The organism is Zobellia nedashkovskayae (assembly GCF_015330125.1).
GTDB lineage: Bacteria > Bacteroidota > Bacteroidia > Flavobacteriales > Flavobacteriaceae > Zobellia > Zobellia nedashkovskayae.
The window spans coordinates 2,326,261-2,345,152 of the sequence record NZ_JADDXR010000002.1; the positions used below are offsets into that span (position 1 = coordinate 2,326,261).

Annotated in this window: 17 protein-coding genes and 2 tRNA genes; 15 read left to right on the plus strand and 4 right to left on the minus strand. The window is 36.8% G+C overall.

Annotated features, from left to right (window positions below; translation table 11 throughout):
• Nucleotides 1-298: 298 nt before the first annotated feature.
• Nucleotides 299-1,441: an acyl-CoA dehydrogenase family protein gene (locus IWB64_RS09690; protein ID WP_194533818.1), complete on the minus strand. Its 1,143-nt coding sequence runs from the start codon at nt 1,439-1,441 to the stop codon at nt 299-301.
• Between the two features lie 274 nt (nt 1,442-1,715).
• Here IWB64_RS09690 and IWB64_RS09695 point away from each other — a divergent pair, with 274 nt between their 5' ends.
• From IWB64_RS09695 to IWB64_RS09725, 7 genes are all read left to right on the plus strand, one after another.
• Nucleotides 1,716-2,948 carry a Glu/Leu/Phe/Val dehydrogenase gene (locus tag IWB64_RS09695; protein ID WP_194533819.1) on the plus strand — a complete coding sequence of 411 codons (1,233 nt, stop codon included), beginning with the start codon at nt 1,716-1,718 and terminating at the stop codon, nt 2,946-2,948.
• Nucleotides 2,949-2,959: 11 nt separating this feature from the next.
• On the plus strand, nt 2,960-4,297 hold the full coding sequence (gene nhaD, locus IWB64_RS09700) for a sodium:proton antiporter NhaD (protein WP_194533820.1): 1,338 nt from the start codon (nt 2,960-2,962) through the stop codon (nt 4,295-4,297).
• A 51-nt stretch (nt 4,298-4,348) separates the two neighbouring features.
• Nucleotides 4,349-5,041: a MotA/TolQ/ExbB proton channel family protein gene (locus IWB64_RS09705; protein WP_194533821.1), complete on the plus strand. Its 693-nt coding sequence runs from the start codon at nt 4,349-4,351 to the stop codon at nt 5,039-5,041.
• Nucleotides 5,042-5,051: 10 nt separating this feature from the next.
• Nucleotides 5,052-5,438 carry an ExbD/TolR family protein gene (locus IWB64_RS09710; protein ID WP_155597740.1) on the plus strand — a complete coding sequence of 129 codons (387 nt, stop codon included), beginning with the start codon at nt 5,052-5,054 and terminating at the stop codon, nt 5,436-5,438.
• Complete coding sequence (locus IWB64_RS09715) at nt 5,438-6,379, plus strand: energy transducer TonB (RefSeq protein ID WP_194533822.1); 942 nt, start codon at nt 5,438-5,440, stop codon at nt 6,377-6,379. The genes IWB64_RS09710 and IWB64_RS09715 overlap by 1 nt, the downstream gene beginning before the upstream one ends.
• On the plus strand, nt 6,376-7,587 hold the full coding sequence (locus IWB64_RS09720; RefSeq protein ID WP_194533823.1) for a bifunctional folylpolyglutamate synthase/dihydrofolate synthase: 1,212 nt from the start codon (nt 6,376-6,378) through the stop codon (nt 7,585-7,587). Before IWB64_RS09715 ends, IWB64_RS09720 begins: the two co-directional genes overlap by 4 nt.
• Before the next feature lie 58 nt (nt 7,588-7,645).
• A tRNA-Val gene (locus IWB64_RS09725) sits at nt 7,646-7,723 on the plus strand.
• A 144-nt stretch (nt 7,724-7,867) separates the two neighbouring features.
• Here IWB64_RS09725 and IWB64_RS09730 read toward each other — a convergent pair.
• Complete coding sequence (locus IWB64_RS09730) at nt 7,868-9,238, minus strand: c-type cytochrome domain-containing protein (protein ID WP_194533824.1); 1,371 nt, start codon at nt 9,236-9,238, stop codon at nt 7,868-7,870.
• Between the two features lie 445 nt (nt 9,239-9,683).
• Here IWB64_RS09730 and IWB64_RS09735 point away from each other — a divergent pair.
• The 5 genes from IWB64_RS09735 to IWB64_RS09755 all read left to right on the plus strand — a co-directional run bounded on the left by IWB64_RS09735 (nt 9,684) and on the right by IWB64_RS09755 (nt 12,473).
• Nucleotides 9,684-9,758, plus strand: a tRNA-Val gene (locus IWB64_RS09735).
• Nucleotides 9,759-10,306: 548 nt separating this feature from the next.
• On the plus strand, nt 10,307-10,603 hold the full coding sequence (locus tag IWB64_RS09740; protein WP_194533825.1) for a hypothetical protein: 297 nt from the start codon (nt 10,307-10,309) through the stop codon (nt 10,601-10,603).
• Between the two features lie 261 nt (nt 10,604-10,864).
• Nucleotides 10,865-11,437: an RNA polymerase sigma factor gene (locus IWB64_RS09745; protein ID WP_225901914.1), complete on the plus strand. Its 573-nt coding sequence runs from the start codon at nt 10,865-10,867 to the stop codon at nt 11,435-11,437.
• 5 nt (nt 11,438-11,442) lie between these two features.
• Nucleotides 11,443-11,628 (plus strand): hypothetical protein, encoded by a 186-nt coding sequence (locus IWB64_RS09750; RefSeq protein ID WP_155597736.1) that lies wholly within the window; start codon nt 11,443-11,445, stop codon nt 11,626-11,628.
• 20 nt (nt 11,629-11,648) lie between these two features.
• Entirely contained in the window at nt 11,649-12,473 is an 825-nt protein-coding gene (locus IWB64_RS09755; protein ID WP_194533826.1) for a mechanosensitive ion channel family protein, read from the plus strand.
• 66 nt (nt 12,474-12,539) lie between these two features.
• Here the strand turns inward: IWB64_RS09755 and IWB64_RS09760 are convergent, their stop codons facing one another.
• Nucleotides 12,540-13,817 carry a UDP-N-acetylmuramoyl-tripeptide--D-alanyl-D-alanine ligase gene (locus IWB64_RS09760; protein WP_194533827.1) on the minus strand — a complete coding sequence of 426 codons (1,278 nt, stop codon included), beginning with the start codon at nt 13,815-13,817 and terminating at the stop codon, nt 12,540-12,542.
• Between the two features lie 70 nt (nt 13,818-13,887).
• A complete protein-coding gene (gene gldJ, locus IWB64_RS09765; RefSeq protein WP_194533828.1) occupies nt 13,888-15,558 on the minus strand; it encodes a gliding motility lipoprotein GldJ in 1,671 nt (556 codons plus the stop codon).
• A 465-nt stretch (nt 15,559-16,023) separates the two neighbouring features.
• Here gldJ and porV point away from each other — a divergent pair, with 465 nt between their 5' ends.
• From porV to pdhA, 3 genes are all read left to right on the plus strand, one after another.
• Nucleotides 16,024-17,175, plus strand: a complete 1,152-nt coding sequence (gene porV / locus IWB64_RS09770) for a type IX secretion system outer membrane channel protein PorV (RefSeq protein ID WP_194533829.1) — start codon at nt 16,024-16,026, stop codon at nt 17,173-17,175.
• A gap of 75 nt (nt 17,176-17,250) precedes the next feature.
• Nucleotides 17,251-17,733, plus strand: a complete 483-nt coding sequence (gene cdd, locus IWB64_RS09775; RefSeq protein ID WP_194533830.1) for a cytidine deaminase — start codon at nt 17,251-17,253, stop codon at nt 17,731-17,733.
• 157 nt (nt 17,734-17,890) lie between these two features.
• Complete coding sequence (pdhA, locus tag IWB64_RS09780) at nt 17,891-18,886, plus strand: pyruvate dehydrogenase (acetyl-transferring) E1 component subunit alpha (protein ID WP_155597729.1); 996 nt, start codon at nt 17,891-17,893, stop codon at nt 18,884-18,886.
• Nucleotides 18,887-18,892: the final 6 nt, after the last annotated feature.

Sequence of the window (18,892 nt, forward strand, 5' to 3'; positions counted from 1 at the left end):
TCAAAAATAGCATTTCTGATGAATAATTAGCAGTCATTCTTTTCAAATCAAATAAAAATTCAACGTTTAGAATAAAACGTTGAAAAATATTCAGATATGATTTTTATGCGAGCTAAATTTATCAGAATGGTAAAATTAGGACATTCAACAGACCTGTGAAAGGTTTTTTGAGGGGGTATTTGTTATATTTCTTCAATTTTGAAGTTAACCCCCTCTGTTTTGAATGGTGTTGTGCTGTTTAGCCTTGTTTTGACTGAAAACGTGATACATTTAACGGGGGTTAACCCCTTATAGAATTTTATTCTTTTAAAATACTTCTTGATATTACGATTTTTTGAATTTCAGAAGTCCCTTCATAAATCTGTGTTATTTTGGCGTCTCTCATTAGCCTTTCTACATGGTAATCCTTAACAAAACCATTGCCTCCGTGAATCTGTACCGCTTCAATAGTAGTGTCCATTGCAACTTGCGAAGCATAAAGTTTGGCAATTGCACCAGATAAATCATAATTCATCCCTTGATCTTTTTCCCAAGCAGATTTGTAAACTAAGTTACGTGCGGCTTCAATTTGGACATGCATATCTGCAAGTTTAAAAGCTATGGCTTGGTGATTGGATATTTCTGTGCCAAAAGCTTTTCTTTCTTTTGAATATTTCAGAGCCATTTCATAAGCACCTGCTGCAATACCCAGAGCTTGGGCGGCAATGCCTATTCGTCCACCGGCTAGGGTTTTCATAGCGAACTTAAAGCCAAAACCATCTTCGCCGATCCTATTCTCTTTGGGAACCTTAACATCATTAAAGTTAAGGGAGTGGGTATCGCTTCCGCGGATGCCCAATTTATTTTCTTTGGGTCCTATTTCAAATCCGGGCATTCCTTTCTCCACGATAAGGGCATTAATGCCCTTATGTCCCTTTTCTCTATCCGTTTGGGCTATTACTATATAGGTGCTAGCCGTACCGCCATTTGTAATCCAGTTTTTAGTGCCGTTCAATACATAATGGTCTCCTTTGTCTATAGCAGTCGTTTTTTGCGAAGTCGCATCACTTCCCGCTTCAGGTTCAGAAAGGCAGAATGCCCCAATAACTTCTCCAGAAGCCAAGGGTGCTAAGTATTTTTGCTTTTGTTCTTCATTTCCAAAAGCCTCCAGGCCCCAACAAACAAGTGAGTTGTTCACAGAAACTACAACTGATGCCGAAGCGTCAATTTTTGAGAGTTCTTCCATGGCAATAACATAAGATAGGGTGTCCATACCGCTACCATTATATTTTGGGTCCGTCATCATTCCCAAAAAACCAAGTTCACCTAGCTTCTTGATTTGTTCAGTTGGGAATTTTTGAGCTTCGTCTCTTTCAATAACGCCGGGCAGCAATTCGTTTTGAGCAAAATCGCGCGCAGCCTGTCTAATCATTAAATGTTCTTCCGATAATGAGAAATCCATAATTTTTACGTCTTTTTTTTGAGCTTCTACAAATATAAGCTTCTGTAATAAATTTGACACCTAGCATTGGAAGCAATTTTTTTTAAAAATTAATCATTCATAAGCTGTCAAAAACTTTGTATCCCAAGCCAAATTTTTATATTTGTTGAATTGGTTTACCGAATTGATTTAAACGCAAGATTATGACACAGCAGTAACGCCGTTTTGGCGTAGAGAAAGAGAAGTTTTCAGAGAAGCGGAATTGGAGTCATAATGTTATTTAAATCAATTAAAAATGAAAGAGTTATTACAAGTATATGAGGATAAGGCGCCTGAAATTGTCTTTAATTGGAAAGATAGTGAGACCGAAGCCGAAGGGTGGACAGTTATAAATTCCCTTAGAGGTGGAGCGGCAGGAGGTGGCACTAGAATGAGAGAAGGGTTGGATATGAATGAAGTGCTTTCTCTGGCAAAAACCATGGAAGTTAAGTTTACGGTTTCGGGTCCGCCAATAGGTGGTGCCAAATCAGGAATAAACTTCGATCCTAATGATCCAAGAAAAAAAGGAGTGCTTGAGCGCTGGTACCATGCGGTATCGCCATTATTGAAAAGTTACTATGGTACGGGTGGAGATCTCAATGTAGATGAGATTCACGAAGTTATTCCTATTACTGAAGATGCCGGTGTTTGGCATCCTCAAGAAGGAGTTTTTAACGGGCATTTTAAACCGAGCGAAGCAGACAAGATAAACAGAATTGGACAATTGCGTCTTGGGGTAATCAAAGCTTTGGAGAATACTAATTATTCTCCTGAAGTTTCAAGAAAGTATACTGTTGCTGATATGATTACAGGTTATGGCGTTGCTGAGGCTGTAAAACACTATTATGACGTTTACGGTGGTAGTGTTGTCGGAAAAAGAGCGGTAGTCCAGGGTTTTGGAAACGTAGGTAGTGCCGCTGCTTACTATTTAGCCCAAATGGGAGCTAAAATAGTAGGTATTATTGATAGAGCTGGAGGCGTAATCAAAGAAGAAGGATTTTCTTTTGACGAAATAAAAACCTTCTTTCTTAATAAAGATGGGAATAATCTAATCGCGAGTGCAGATGAAATGATCCCCTTTAAGGAAATTAATGAACGTATATGGTCTTTGCAAACAGAAATTTTCGCACCTTGTGCTGCATCTCGCTTGGTAACTAAAGATCAGATTAGTAGTTTGATCGATACAGGTTTGGAAGTTATTTCATGCGGGGCCAATGTGCCTTTTGCAGATAAAGAAATTTTCTTTGGACCTATAATGGAATATACGGATGGTAAGGTTAGCCTAATTCCAGATTTTATTTCCAATTGCGGGATGGCCCGTGTTTTTGCTTACTTCATGGAAAAAAGAGTAGGTATTGACGATGAGCTTATCTTTAGTGACACTTCGGAGACCATCCGAAAAGCTATTTTGAATATTTATAAACAAAACCCCTCGAAAGAGAATATCAGCCAAACGGCATTTGAAATTGCATTGAAACAACTAATATAAATAGAACGAGTATGGAGACCATTATTATCATTGTATTTCTCGCAGGATATCTTGCGATTACCCTAGAGCATAACCTCAAAATAGATAAGCTGATTCCGGCTTTAGCCATGATGGCCATCCTTTGGGCTATTATAGCCCTTACCCACATGGATGTTTTTGAAGTCAATACCGAGCTCAGGGAGCTTGAGCCGACACATATTGATGAGATCTTACTCCATCATTTAGGTAAAACCGCAGAAATACTAGTCTTTCTACTGGGGGCGATGACCATTGTGGAAATCATTGATTATTTTGATGGATTTGCAACTATTAAAGGGTTTATACGAACTAAGAGCAAACGAAAACTTTTATGGTTATTTTCTATATTGGCCTTTATTCTTTCGGCTATAATTGACAACTTAACTGCTACTATCGTCTTGATTACGATATTACAAAAAGTGATAAAAGATAGGGATACGCGTTTATGGTTTGCGGGTATGATTATCATTACCGCCAATGCTGGTGGTGCATGGTCGCCAATTGGTGATGTTACTACTACCATGTTATGGATTGCAAACAAAGTTTCTGCACTACAATTAGTAGAGCACGTTCTTATACCATCAATAGTTTGTATGGTGGTTCCGGTATTGATAGCAAGTAGGTTTAAGGCTTTTACTGGTACTCTTGATAGTGATATAGAAGCTTTGGAGGAGCCTAAATCTAAATATGGCGCAACAATGTTGTATTTGGGCTTGAGTGCAATTGTCTTTGTTCCGTTCTTTAAAACAGTTACGCATTTGCCACCTTACGTTGGTATGATGCTTTCTTTAGCGGTTGTAGCGACATTTGCTGAAATATATAGTAATTCAAAATTCAGTTTATCAAATGTTGAAGGTGAAGGTGATGATACGGTAGGTCATCACAGTCCGGTACACGCTTCATTATCTAAAATTGAACTTCCAAGTATTTTATTCTTCTTGGGTATATTATTAGCGGTTGCTGCTTTAGAGTCCTTAGGTATGCTGTTTCACTATGCAGAGGCTCTGAACGAAGCTATTCCTAACACAGACATTGTTGTTATGTTATTTGGTATTGGCTCTGCTGTTATTGATAATGTACCTTTAGTTGCGGCAAGTTTGGGAATGTTCTCAGAACCATTAGATAATCCATTGTGGCACTTCATTGCATATTCAGCTGGTACAGGTGGTAGTATGTTAATTATTGGGTCTGCTGCAGGTGTTGTTGCTATGGGTATGGAAAAAATTGATTTTTTCTGGTATCTAAAGAAAATTTCATGGTTGGCGTTGATCGGTTTTGTTTCAGGAGCGGTTACTTTTATTTTATTAAGAGATTTTGTGTTGAACGCATAATTTAATCGACAAAATACCGTTATAGAGGCAACTCTAATACCTAAGAATTCTATGATGTTATTTCAAGATATGGCGCAAGATCCTGCAGCTGCGGATGTTATGTCAGAAGAGAAGACACTTTCTGTAATCGATTTGATATTCAATGGCGGTACAGGAAGTGTACTCATTATATCGGTGCTTTTTATTATGCTGTTTGTGGCACTCTATATTTACTTTGAGCGCATATTTGCTATTAAAGCGGCCTCGAAGATAGACGGTAATTTCATGAACCAGATTCGTGATTACGTAACCAATGGTAATTTAGATGCTGCAAAATTGCTTTGCGCGCAGACGGATTCACCCGTAGCGAGATTGACAGAAAAAGGAGTTTCCCGAATAGGGAAGCCTTTGGATGACATTAATACCGCAATTGAAAATGCTGGAACCTTAGAGGTTTATAAACTTGAGAAAAACGTAAGTATTTTGGCAACTGTTGCCGGTGCTGCGCCAATGATTGGGTTTTTAGGGACTGTAATTGGTATGATTTTGGCATTTCACGAAATGGCAACCAGTGGTGGTCAAGCTGAAATGGGCTCATTGGCATCTGGTATTTATACTGCAATGACAACTACCGTTGCCGGATTGATAGTTGGTATTATAGCTTATATAGGATATAATCACTTGGTGAATAGAACCGATAAAGTGGTTCATAAAATGGAGGCTAATGCCGTAGATTTCTTAGACTTGTTGAACGAACCTTTATAATTCTCGAGACATGAAATTAAAGGGAAGAAACAAGGTTAGTCCAGATTTTAGCATGTCTTCAATGACAGATATCGTATTTCTGTTATTGATATTTTTCATGCTTACCGCAAACTCTCCTAATGCGTTGGATTTATTACTTCCAAAAGCAAAAGGTAAGTCTACGAATACACAAAACGTATCTGTAAGTATAGATAAGAATTTACAGTATTACGTAAATAACGAGAAGATTAACGGAGAATACATAGAAATTGAACTTAAAAAGGCACTAGAAGGACAAGATAAACCCACTATTATTTTAAGGGCAGAAGAAAGCGTTGCCATCAAAGAAGCGGTGAACGTTATGGATATTGCCAACAGAAATAGTTATAAGGTAATCTTGGCTGTGCGACCCAATTAATGTCATTCCTAGACACGAGACACAAAAAAAAATCATTTACACTTACTACATTTCTACTAAGTGTACTCTTGCTTGTATTATTCTATATAGGCCTTACTTATATGGACCCACCTATCGAAAATGGAATTTCCGTTAATTTCGGTACAACTGAATTTGGTAATGGAAAGGTACAGCCTAAAGAGAAGATTCGTTCAGAACCTTTGGATACACCACCCGTTGAGCCTTCAAAGCAAGAAGAAGTTGTAGAAGAGATAGAGGAGGTTGCAGAAGATGTACCTGAGGAAGTCGTTGCTAAAGAAGCTCCAGCGGAAAAGGTATTGACGCAAGAGAACGAAGAATCCATCAAAATTAAAAAGGCAGAGGAAGCTAAGAAAAAAGCGGAGGATGTTCAGAAGGCTGCTAAGAAAAAGGCGGAAGACGCTCAGAAAAAAGCAAAGGCCGAAGCTGCTAAAAAAGCACAAGAGAAAAAAGCTGCAGAAGATAAAGCGCGTAAAGAACAAGAAGCGAAAAAGAAAAAGCTTGATGCCCTTATTGGTGGTATCAGTAAATCTGATGGTAATGCATCAGGCAGTGAAGGTGACGATAATAGAGCAGGAGATAAAGGACAACCTGATGGTGACCCTTATGCAACCAGTTATTATGGAAGTCCGGGTTCTGGCAGCGGAACTGGCGGTTACGGACTAAACGGCCGTTCTTTGGTTGGTAAAGGTCAAGTTAAACAACAATGTAACGAAGAGGGTAGAGTAGTGGTGAAAATCATTGTGGACCGGAATGGAAATGTTGTAAGTGCCACGCCAGGCGTTAAAGGAACTACTAATAATAGTCCTTGCTTATTGGATCCTGCAAAGAAAACAGCTATGAAGCACAAATGGAATCTAGATTCCAATGCACCAAGTCAGCAAGTAGGTTTTGTGGTAGTCAACTTTAAATTGGGAGAGTGACCTATCAGGAAACTTTAGATTGGATGTTTACACAACTTCCAATGTATCAGCAAAAAGGAAAGCAAGCCTATAATGCCAAACTTGATGGTATTCGCAACTTCGCAAACTATTTAGGTAATCCAGAAAATAAATTCAAAAGCATCCATGTTGGTGGCACCAATGGCAAAGGTTCTAGCAGTCATATGTTGGCATCCATTCTTCAAGAAGCGGGTTATAAAGTTGGTTTATATACATCACCGCATCTAAAAGATTTTAGAGAGCGTATCCGTGTAAATGGCAATTGCGTAGATGAAAACTTTGTGATTGAATTTATAGCAAATAATCAATCTTTTTTTGAAAATCATCATCTATCTTTTTTTGAAATGACCGTAGGTATGGCCTTCGATTATTTTGCTGAGGAAAAGGTTGATATAGCCATTGTTGAGGTTGGATTAGGAGGAAGGTTGGATTCTACCAATATTATAACACCAGAAGTAAACCTTATTACTAACATAGGTTTTGATCATGTAGATATGTTAGGTGATACGTTACCTAAGATTGCTTTTGAGAAAGCGGGAATTATTAAAGAAGGTGTGCCAGTAGTGGTAAGCGAGTTTCTGGCGGAGACTGCAGAAACTTTTCAAGATGTTGCTCAATCAAAAAATGCAAAGCTTATTTATGCCGAACAAGAAATTGATGAGGTGTATGAAACTTCGCTTTTAGGTGTATATCAAGAAAAGAATGTAAAAGGAGTAATGGCTGTTATAGAACAGCTCAGTGGTTTTACCATAACTAATGACCAATTACGTTCTGGACTTCTTAAAGTAGTACAAAACACAGGTTTAATGGGAAGGTGGCAGCAACTAAAAACTGCCCCAACGGTTATTTGTGATACCGCACATAACAAAGAAGGTCTCTCTATTGTTATAAATCAGGTAAAGCAGCAAAAATTTAGAAAATTATTTATAGTCCTTGGTTTTGTAAAAGGCAAAGACCTAAATACCATATTACAATTGTTTCCGAAAGACGCAGAATACTACTTTACATCTCCAGAAATTTCACGTGGATTAGAAGTTAATGAGTTGGTAGACAGGGCTAAAGAATTTGGGCTGGTTGGTAAAAGCTTTACGGCTGTTAAGGCTGCTTATAGCAGTGCTTTGGCAGATGCTGGACCTGAGGACTTCATCTTTGTTGGAGGTAGTACGTTCACTGTTTCAGAAGTTATTTAATTTTTTTTCTTTTTTCTTTTGAGAACTCAAAAAGAGTCTTATATTTGCACACCTTTTAGGGCAATTAGCTCAGTTGGTTCAGAGCACCTCGTTTACACCGAGGGGGTCGGGGGTTCGAATCCCTCATTGCCCACCATAATCCTCAAGCATTAAAATGTTTGAGGATTTTTTCATTTTTGGACGTTTTTAGTCCGCTAATATCAATGCTGATGTTTCATAAAAAAAATCTCATCTAATTCAATTAGATGAGATTTTTTAGTTTCAAAGGTTATTGCGTTATCTAGCCTTTTCCGATTACAATTTTTAGCTTCTCGCTATTCTCTTGTATATTTTTGGCCGTTTTGGCACTTACACCTGTTTGCCATAAATAAACACGCTTAAGGCTGCTTATTTTTTCTATATCGGGTAGGCAGGCATCAGTTACTTTGGTACCATATAAATTAAGTGCTTCTAAATGCTTCAATTTGGATAAATGAGCCACTCCTTTATCCGATATTTCTGTTTTTTCTAATTGTAGACGGGTAAGATTAGAAAACTGTGAAACACTAGAAAGCCATTCATCTGTAACATTACTATTGGCAAGAGATAGCCATGTAATATATTCTTTTATTTTTTCAAGTTCAGATAGTTTTTCTTTGGTCAGATCGGAGCCAGAGTATTTGATGTCTAATAATGAGTTTTCAGGACCCAATGTTTTAACTTCAAAACCTTGTTGCACCAGACTTGATAGTTGGGTGCTGTCCAATTTTTGAAGTTGTACTGTTTCGTACCAGGCTTTGGGATTGGTGTCTAAACCATAGCGCCTAAGTAAAACGGGTTTTATATTTTCCGTTATTTTTAAGCTGGTAAGTGCCCCTTCAAAAAGAGCACCTTGTTCAATCCACCATTCCACAGTTTTAATCTCATCGTAGGTGAGGGCATTGTTGGTGGGGGGCATGAATTTAATATTCTTTGGTGGGAGCGTAATCCTTCTGAACAGCTCACTTTCTTCCGTACTTCCTGCTACAATAACATTTTCACTATCACCGCCCATTCGTAAAGAATCCAGATGGCTCATATTAAGTCCGCCTCTTTTGATTTCATCATTATGACAACCAACGCATTTAGCCTCAAAAATTGGTGCTACCAAATTGGCATACACCAGAACGGAATCAGGGTTAGCAAACTTTGGAAGAGCGTCTTTGTTTTCCGTGCTGCCTAATAGTTTTTGAATGGGAGCAGGAGCATATTCCGTTAAATAAGTTTCACCGTGTGTCAAATTCCCACCCTTGTGGCCTTCAATAAACAACATAGCTAATAAGAGGATGTTAAAGCCGTGCTGTAGTTTAATGGGGAAAGCCTTTGGTTTACTTTTTAAATACCACCCTATGAATGCAACGACAACAAGGGCTATGCCAAGCCATCTATGTGAAAATAGATACTCTTCTTCGTAGAGGCCTGTTTCGCCCAAGAACCAACCTGTAACAGCAGCTCCCGCGGCACACAATGCTCCTAATAACCAGGCTATAGGAATTAATTTGCTTTTAACCTTGGTTTTTTTGAGGCTTTCGTACCATTCTAATGCAATGGCTAGAAAGAGAAAGCCAATGGGCATGTGTACAAAGAGGGGATGAAAACGACCTATAAATGTTGTGAATTCTAGTGCAATCATATTTGTTAGTTCTAATCTTACTATTTCAGTTGGTAATAGATTGATTTCAATTAATCTTTTTCTTTGTTTAAGAGCGGGTGGTAGAAGCTATACAGTTAACTTTTATGCAATTGTTTAGTAATCTATTTATGAAACTTAGTAAATCTAATGCGATTAGTGCAAAATACATATTCCTGATGTTAGCAATAGGGTAACAAATGGTCAAAATATGCAATGTTCAGTTTTTGTGCATCTAATAAATTATTTAATTGGTAGATTATTTTTGGAATAAACTATTAGTGTTACTGTGAATAAAATAGTTTTAGAAAATTTCTTTAGGTTTGATTAAGTTGATAAGCCATTGACCATAAGTGCTGAAAGATTAGGAAGTGGGTTGAAGGCATGAAGTCATTCAATTAATGTTTTCTTAATCCGAAATTAATTTTACCTTTGGCCTTCTATTTAAGGGTCATTAGCTCAGTTGGTTTAGAGCGCTGCCTTGACAGGGCAGAGGTCACTGGTTCGAATCCAGTATGTCCCACATAAGTTCACTTTCTTACAAATTTCCAAGATTCGCATTTTGTCTTCGCGAATAGTATAGTTATATGTTTTAGTATGGTTACAAGTGTAAAACCTTTTCTTTTTTGAGGAATAAATAAATATTTACACTTTTTTTAGTGACTTTTTAACTTAAGTAGTTTCCTACTAGGTATATAACCCGTTAATTACTAACTGTGTTTAATCCATTTATTCTACTTTTAATTATTAGTTTGATCATCTTCTTGGTCATAGTGTTATTTGTAATACCTTCTGTATTAACATCTAAAAAATATATCAAGGAAGGTAAAAGTTCTTCACGATCACGAAGAAAGGTTAAATTGAGAAAAAATGTAAAAGAACGATTAGATTAGTATCTGTCTGTTCCAATGGTATTTTTTATGGCCTTTTCAGTTTTATCTAGCTTCAATAGTAGTCCTTACTTTTGATTGATTTTCTAAATTTTATCTATCGTATTTGTAGAAGTATATTATTTGATGTGACTTTTTAATAAATGTTGGGTCTAAATATATACACTAACTAAATTACTATATGATGAATGATCTTGTTTTTGTTTTTTTCAGTATAAGTATTGCCATATTCCTATTGGGTATGGTAGTAATGTTACCAAATATCCTTTTTTCACCAAATGCTGTGACTAAAGATATAAAGCCAATAGGTTTTGCGGATGATTCTGTGATCAATGAGGCAAAATCCTTGGGTCTTGCGGATGAGGCTGCGGCCAAGGAAAGAAAAGCTTTAAGTCTTGAGAATGAAAAGGCGCGGCAAAAAAGAATGCAAAAGATAGAAAAAACCTATCGCAGAAGACATGAAAAATTGAATGTTTAATTTTTATTTCAAATTAAGAGTCGGTTTTTAATATCTATTTAATGTTAAGGCAAATGCCTTTTTTAGACGTTCTTTGAAATATGTAGCAAACATGTATTTGTATCAATAAGAAGTCTCGCCAATTACTTTTCAATTTTGAGGGTAATTCTTGATGGTATATTTTTACCTTTGCATGTCGTTGATAAGTCTGTTAAGATTCATGAAAAGATTTTTTATCTATTTATGGACCGCAATTAAGTAACAAGCAACCTATACCAAATATTGGAAACAGAAGTAGTACCGGAGTCAATGTCGGATGAAGAGCTCGTGCGAAAAATAGCCAGGCATAATAATGCCATGCTGTTTGCCGTGCTTTACGATAGGTATGCTCAAAGGGTATATAATAAATGTTACAGTTTTTCCAATTCACAAGCAGAAGCTCAAGATCTGACGCAAGATGTTTTTTTGATGCTTTTTGTAAAACTGTCAAGTTTTAAGGGAAAATCAAAATTCTCTACCTGGGTATACGCATTCACCTATAATTTTTGTGTGAATTATGTAAACAGGAATAAACAGAGGTTAATGAGCGATAAGTCGGATTCTATTTCCGAATCCACAAAGCCTATGGCAGTTGTGGATGACGATGCGGAAATAGCGAATATGCGTTCGGAAAAACTTAAAAAAGCCTTGGAATTAATTGATCCCGAGGACAAAAAAATATTGCTTTTAAAATATCAAGACGATATATCGATAAAAGAACTGACCTCAATTTTAGATGTTGGTGAAAGTGCCGTAAAAATGCGGCTGAAACGAGCTAAGTCACGTATAGTGGAAGCTTATAATAAAATACCATAACGTCTATGGAAAAGAAAAACCCATTTAAGGAAATGGAAGACTCGCTACATGAGGTTCCTCCCCATTTGAAAAAGAAGGTTATGGATGATATAGCTTCGGCTAAACTTGTTATGGACATGGCCAACCTGTTCACATGTAACTATAAGTCTGCAATAGAAGATATATTCAAAACTAACCCCGACATTATTTAACGCGTAACATCTAAGAGAACATGGATAAAGTTTCAGAGTGGCAAGATTTAGCTTTTAATACCTTAACCTCAATCATAAGTGATATAGCTTCTGCATTGCCTAATATTATAGGTGCAATAGTGATTTTGCTAATTGGTTGGGCCATTAGTAAGATAGTGCGTTTTGTTTTGAAGAAGGTATTTAAAATTGCACAACTAAGTAAGCTTTCGGATAAAATCAATGAAGCTAAGTTGTTTGGCGATAGTAATGTTAAGATTGATATTGAAAAAGTTTTACTGCAATTTGTAAAGTACATTCTTTTATTGGTCTTCATAATCGTTGCTGCAGATATTGTAGAGTTGACCATCATATCGCAGGAGATTGCTAACCTATTACGTTACTTGCCTATTTTGCTTAGCGCTATGGTCATTCTAATGATCGGATTGTATGCTGCTAAACTTATAAAATCTGCCTTAAAAAGTGTCTTTGACTCTATGGGTTTTGGAGGGGGTAAGCTCGTTAGTAGTATAGTTTTTTACATCATTATAATTTTCGTGACAATTACCGCACTAAACCAAGCGGGTATAGATACTTCTATGTTCACTAGTAATTTTACCCTTATCCTAGGGGCATTCTTATTAGCCTTTGCTTTAGGACTAGGTCTTGGGTCTAGAAATGTGGTAGAGAGTTTGTTGAAGACTTTTTATGCAAGAAAAAATTATGCCGTTGGCGATAAAGTTAAGTTTGTTGATATAGAGGGCACTATTGAAGCAATAGATAATATAAGTGTAACTTTAAATACAAAAGAAGGTAAGCTAATTGTTCCTATAAAGGAAATTGTAGAAAACAGAGTTAAGTTAGGATAGTATTTTAAATAAATAGATAGTTGGGGCGGTGCTTTAGGGAGTGCCGCCCTTTCTTGTTTAAGACAATTAGATAATATCTAAAATTCGTTCTAGAGCCATACCTCGCGATCCCTTTATAAGTATAAGACTTTCTGAATTTAGCTGATTGTCATTGAGGAAATTTTTAAGCTCTTCAAACGAATTGTATTTCTTAAGATTTGTGTCAACACGGTTAAAGTTTTCGCCCACTAGTACTACCTCATCAAATTTTAGCTTTGTAGCTAAATTAGCTATGTTCTGGTGTTCTATAGGAGCAATACTTCCTAATTCGAACATATCTCCCAGAAATGCAATTTTGTGATTTCCTTCCATTTGGGAAAAGTTTTCAAGAGCGGCTTTCATGCTTGTGGGGTTGGCATTATAAGCATCAAGTATAATCTGGTGTTTGTTACGCCTAATAATCTGTGAACGGTTATTGGTAGGGGAGTAGCTTTCTATGGCTTCCTTAATTTTATCTATAGGAACATTAAAATATTTACCCATAAGAATAGCTGCGGCACAGTTTGTAAAGTTGTAGCTACCTATCAATTGCGATTCTATGTCATTATCTTCAAAACCTACTTTTACAAAAGGGTTTGCCCCTAAAAACTCTATTTTATAGAAATCTTTTTTATCAGTACTAAAGCCGTATTTTTTAATGTACCCTCCCAGCTTTTGAAGTTGGATAGGGTCGTCTGCATTCATGAAAATATGCTTATCGTTTTTAATGAGAAAATCATAGAGTTCACTCTTGCCTTTAATAACGCCTTCCTCACTTCCAAAACCTTCAATGTGGGCTTTTCCAAAATTTGTAATGTATCCAAAATCTGGTTGCGCTAAACTGCATAGAAACTCAATTTCCTTTTGATGGTTAGCACCCATTTCCACAATAGCAATTTCGGTGTCTTCTTTTATAGAGAGTAGGGTGAGGGGGACGCCAATATGATTGTTGAGGTTGCCTTTCGTGGCAACGGTTCGGTACTTTTTTGATAGTACCGCGTTAATTAGTTCCTTGGTAGTGGTTTTGCCGTTGCTTCCGGTTAATCCAATGACTTTAGCATTGGAATGATTTCTGTGGAAGAAAGCCAGCTCTTGAAGTGCCTTCAATACATCATCAACTAAAATATGTTTATCAGACTCTGCATATTCTTTTTCATCAATAACGGCATATGCGGCGCCATTTTTTAATGCTACGGATGCATATTTGTTTCCATTAAAGTTTTCTCCCTTTAAGGCAAAGAAAATACTATTCTCTTTTATTTTTCTAGTATCAGTACATATTTCAGGGAACTGTAAAAAGATACTATGCAATTGCGCTGTTTTCATAAAGTAAAAGTATAAAAAAAGTCCCGGCATAATGTACCGGGACTTTCTAGAAAATTATATTTTTAAGAGCTTATCTTACTTTTTTGCCTCTTGGTGTTTTGTTTTTAGTTTTAGACTTAGAACCAACTCTAGACATTGCACATCTGAAACCAACATAGTCGGTAGCCATATATTGTGGCATATATCTTCTTTGTGCTGGATCTAACCAATATGCTCTATCTCTCCATGAACCACCTTTGTAAACCCTTACTTCATCATTTATTAAGGTTGATCTGTTGTTTGAGTGGTCATACTGGCGTATTAATTTCCCAGCTGAATCACGTTCAACACTGTGCTTTGGTGAGTTGTACATTTTTTTGCTGTCCTCTTGCTCCTCATCATCATCGCTAAATTGATCAAAGAATCTAGACGAACCTGCATCACCATCACGGTAACCTCTGTTGTCACTTGAAGAGAAGTTTGTTCTTAAATACGTTTCTTCTTCATCAACAGGTACCATTTTAATTTCTCCAGGAAGATTCATGGCAACTATTTTACCGTTTGGTAGGGTATCATACATTACAGAATCTCTAAGAATGTTTACCTTTCCATCTTCGCCAATTGCAGTTTTCATATAAATGTTACCACGGTAGTAGTTGAAATCACTTACTTCATCATCTACTATAGGTCTGTAAACATCAGCAACCCATTCAGCAACGTTACCGGCCATATCATAAAGACCAAGATCATTAGGCTTGTAAGACATTACTTGAGCAGTAATATCGGCACCATCATCAGACCATCCAGCAATTCCGCCGTAATCTCCTTTACCTTGCTTAAAGTTTGCTAACTGATCACCTCTACCTACACGTTGTCCGTTTCTGGTGTAATCACCATCCCATGGATATTTTTTTCTACCTCTATAATTGTTATATTCACGAGTACCTTGGTTTGCTTGTGCGGCATATTCCCATTCAGTCTCTGTAGGTAGTCTGTATTCTGGCATAATTACACCGCTACTTCTTTTTGCAAATGTATTTACGCTGTCTTTTTTTGCTTTACCCTGTAAAGAATCTATTTGACCATTATAAACAGATTCAGGTCTATTAAGGTAAGCTTGCGTACTGAAAGTACCTTGAACGTCACCTTGGGCAGCTTTGTACTTTGCATCTTCTGCTAAATAACCTTCTCTCTCTAGCATAACTTCGTTTACACGGTCTGTACGCCATTCGGCAAATTGCGTTGCTTGAACCCAGTTAATACCAACCACAGGATATTCTGCGTAAGCAGGATGTCTTAAATAGTTGTTGGTCATGGTTTCGTTGAACCCTAAACGGTTTCTCCATACCAATGTATCTGGCAAAGCACCTTTGTAAATATTTGTATATTTTGGGTCTTCTGGAGGGTAAACACTCTTTAAATAATCAAGGTACTCTAAGTACATAACGTTAGTTACCTCAGTCTCGTCCATGTAAAAGGACTGAACATGTTGCGATGTTGGAGTGTTGTTCCAATCGTGCATAACATCATCTTGTACTTTACCTTTGGTGAAAGTACCACCTTCAACAAATACAAGACCTGGAGCAGTTTCTTGTTCTTTAAAATCCGTATTGTATTGAAAACCACCTTCTTTGGCATTTATTTTCCAACCTGTGGCTCTCGACACATCTTTGGAAGAACCGGATTTCTTACAGCTGGTAACTGTAAAACCTCCTGCTAGTACTGCACAAGAAAGTACAACTTTGATAAACTGTTTTTTCATAATTAGGACTTGAGTTCAAATAGTACCACTGCTAAAATGGTAGCGCAGTTGGTTATTTTATTTTGATTAATTTTTAGTATCACTTTCGGCATATAAAACGATGTTTTGCACATAATATTTTATTTGCCAAAAATTATTTTGTCAAACAGGAGCTATTGTGTTTTTAAATAACCTAAGCCGCCTTAAAAATCATAACGGTACAAATAGCTTTATAGTATGGGCACATGTATTTCTTTTGCTTAAAAAAATGTGTGCCGAACCTAATATTTTTTTAGGAATGCGAAATTACAAAAGATGTACGTACTTTGTACACCGATTTTAATTTGAAACGAAAATTTAAAAATATTGTATTTCTTATGCAAGATATTCCTTAAATGGCCGTTTACATGTAATACATCTAATATTTTTTTAGATGGTAGCACTATATTGTAATATTTGACCGACTAAATTTAGCTCTATTAAAAAATGAAAAAACTTTCAATACTCGTTTTGCTTGTGCTTGCAGGTAAAATATCGGCCCAAGAAATAGGTGATCGGGTGATTACCACTGCAGTTCCTTTTCTGAATATAACGGCAGATGCCAGAGCAGCAGGTATGGGTGACTTAGGTGTAGCCACTTCAACAGATGCATATTCGCAACAATGGAACCCTGCAAAATTTGCGTTTGCAGAACGTAAAATGGGTATTGGTATGGGGTATACGCCTTATTTGAGTAATTCTATTTCGGGTATTGGTCTTTTAAATGCTAGTTATTTTAATAAAATTGACGACCAGAGCGCTTTCGCTGTTAGTCTACGGTACTTTACTTTGGGAGATATAGAGCTAAGACAGACTTTTGATGATATCGGAACAATAGTAAAGCCTAATGAATTGTCTTTTGACGGGTCATATTCGTTAAAATTGAGCCCTACGTTTTCAATGGCTGTAGGTGGTAGGTATATCAGGTCTAACCTGAAATTCCAGAATGATACTAATGTAGATTCTAAGCCTGGGAGTACTTTCGCAGTTGATGTGGCCGGATTTTATCGTTCAAGAGAGATAGCTTATAATACGTTTGATGGCCGTTGGAGAGCAGGTTTCAATATTTCAAATTTAGGTGGTAAGATAGCTTATGATGAAAATGGACAAGACAACTTTATTCCAACTAATTTAAAGTTTGGTTTTGGTTTCGATTTTATTCTTGACCAAGATAACGTTATCGGTTTAACTTCTGAATTCAATAAACTGTTGGTTCCAACACCTCAGGATTTTAATGGTGACGGTGAATTAAATTCTGTTGATAACGACGAATACCAAAGCATTGGCTTTTTAAGCGGAGTTTTTAAATCTTTTGGAGATGCTCCTGATGGTTTTAGCGAAGAGCTAAAAGAAATGACATGGGCTTTAGGTGCAGAATACACATATCAAGATGCTTTTATGTTCCGTACGGGCTATTTTAATGAAAGCGATGTAAAAGGGTTTAGAAAGTATTTTACCATGGGTGCAGGATTTAAATTTAAATCTGCGCAGATAGATTTGTCTTATTTATTCTCTACATCTAAAATTACCAATCCAGTAGAAAATTCACTTCGTTTCTCTTTGACCTTTAATTTAGGGGATGAATTCTATAATGATTAAGAAATTAATAAATTTAAAATAAGAAAACCTGCCGTACGGCAGGTTTTCTTATTTTAGGGCCTCACTAAATGAAGTATGCAAAAAAAGAACATAACTTTTGAATTGACCATTTTTGATTCTATTGAAGAACTTTCAAAAGAAGATGGCGCATTAATGTTAGATGCTATTGCGGCTAGGAAGAATGCCTACGCTCCATATTCTAATTTTCAAGTAGGAGCGGCAGTGCTTCTAGAAAATGGCGAGGTTGTTATTGGTAATAATCAAGAAAATGCATCATACCCTTCAGGTCTTTGTGCTGAAAGGGTAGCAATTTTCTATGCAGGAGCTAAATATCCTGGCGTGGCTTTTAAAGCTATTGCTATTACGGCTACATCTGTAAATTATCAATTAACTGATCCAGCAGCACCTTGCGGTAACTGCAGGCAAGCTATTTCTGAATACGAAGTCAAGCAAAAAAAGCCCATAGCATTAATGATGATGGGCGAAAAAGGAAAAGTCTTTAAATGTAATTCTATGGCCGATATTCTGCCTCTAGGCTTCGATAGTTCCTTTTTGTAACAGTTCTTGGTAACCTTAGGATAAATTCTAACAAACCTTTTACATCTATTTTTTTCAACTATTAATTTAATATGTATTTTTGCCTTTCTGGTCCGTTCCGTGAAATAAAGTGGAATTGTCAGGATGTTGTAACCAAGAATCCAAATTATTAGCATCAATGAAAAAAATAACTAAAGAAGTATATCTGCAATGGTATGAAGATATGATGTTCTGGCGTAAGTTCGAAGACAAGCTTGCACAGGTATACATTCAACAAAAAGTTAGAGGTTTTTTACACTTGTATAATGGTCAAGAAGCGGTTTTGGCTGGTTCGTTGCATGCAATGGACTTAACTAAGGACCGTATGATTACGGCTTATAGGAATCACGTGCAACCCATTGGTATGGGTGTGGATCCTAAAAGAGTAATGGCAGAATTATATGGTAAGGTTACAGGTACCTCTCAAGGTATGGGAGGATCAATGCATATTTTCTCTAAAGAGCACCGTTTTCACGGAGGTCATGGTATCGTAGGGGGGCAAATTCCTTTAGGCGCTGGTATGGCTTTTGGAGATAAATACGCTGGTAGAGATAATGTTACCTTATGTTATATGGGTGATGGAGCTGTACGTCAAGGTGCGTTTCATGAAGCATTGAACTTAGCTATGCTTTGGCAACTTCCAGTTGTATTCATTTGTGAAAACAACGGTTATGCCATGGGTACTTCAGTAGAAAGAACATCGTATTCTACAGAAATTTGGAAACTAGGTTTGGGTTATGAGATGCCATGTGGTCCTGTTGACGGTATGGATCCTGTTACCGTAGCTCAGGAAGTTAGTAAAGCTGTGGATAGAGCACGCTCTGGAGGTGGACCAACTTTTCTTGAAATGAAAACATACAGATATAGAGGTCACTCTATGTCAGATGCGCAGCATTATAGAACTAAGGATGAGGTAAAGGAATATCAGAAGATAGATCCTATTACTCAAGTGCTCGATATTATTAAAGAGAATAATTACGCATCCGAAGAAGATATAAAGGCAATAGACAAAAAGGTTAAAGAGTTGGTTTTAGAATGTGAGAAATTCGCAGACGAATCTGACTACCCACCAGTACAGCAATTGTACGATATGGTCTATGAGCAAGAAGATTTTCCATTTGTAGAACATAAATAATTAGCT

Bases quoted from the DNA above. Each gene is read 5' to 3' on its own strand.
- IWB64_RS09730 (WP_194533824.1), bottom strand. From the start codon at position 9,238: ATGATTGCACTAGAATTCACAACATTTATAGGTCGTTTTCATCCCCTC.
- IWB64_RS09705 (WP_194533821.1), top strand. From the start codon at position 4,349: ATGATGTTATTTCAAGATATGGCGCAAGATCCTGCAGCTGCGGATGTT.
- IWB64_RS09755 (WP_194533826.1), top strand. From the start codon at position 11,649: ATGGATAAAGTTTCAGAGTGGCAAGATTTAGCTTTTAATACCTTAACC.
- pdhA (WP_155597729.1), top strand. From the start codon at position 17,891: ATGAAAAAAATAACTAAAGAAGTATATCTGCAATGGTATGAAGATATG.
- nhaD (WP_194533820.1), top strand. From the start codon at position 2,960: ATGGAGACCATTATTATCATTGTATTTCTCGCAGGATATCTTGCGATT.
- IWB64_RS09695 (WP_194533819.1), top strand. From the start codon at position 1,716: ATGAAAGAGTTATTACAAGTATATGAGGATAAGGCGCCTGAAATTGTC.
- cdd (WP_194533830.1), top strand. From the start codon at position 17,251: ATGCAAAAAAAGAACATAACTTTTGAATTGACCATTTTTGATTCTATT.
- porV (WP_194533829.1), top strand. From the start codon at position 16,024: ATGAAAAAACTTTCAATACTCGTTTTGCTTGTGCTTGCAGGTAAAATA.
- gldJ (WP_194533828.1), bottom strand. From the start codon at position 15,558: ATGAAAAAACAGTTTATCAAAGTTGTACTTTCTTGTGCAGTACTAGCA.
- IWB64_RS09710 (WP_155597740.1), top strand. From the start codon at position 5,052: ATGAAATTAAAGGGAAGAAACAAGGTTAGTCCAGATTTTAGCATGTCT.
- IWB64_RS09715 (WP_194533822.1), top strand. From the start codon at position 5,438: ATGTCATTCCTAGACACGAGACACAAAAAAAAATCATTTACACTTACT.
- IWB64_RS09760 (WP_194533827.1), bottom strand. From the start codon at position 13,817: ATGAAAACAGCGCAATTGCATAGTATCTTTTTACAGTTCCCTGAAATA.
- IWB64_RS09740 (WP_194533825.1), top strand. From the start codon at position 10,307: ATGATGAATGATCTTGTTTTTGTTTTTTTCAGTATAAGTATTGCCATA.
- IWB64_RS09750 (WP_155597736.1), top strand. From the start codon at position 11,443: ATGGAAAAGAAAAACCCATTTAAGGAAATGGAAGACTCGCTACATGAG.
- IWB64_RS09690 (WP_194533818.1), bottom strand. From the start codon at position 1,441: ATGGATTTCTCATTATCGGAAGAACATTTAATGATTAGACAGGCTGCG.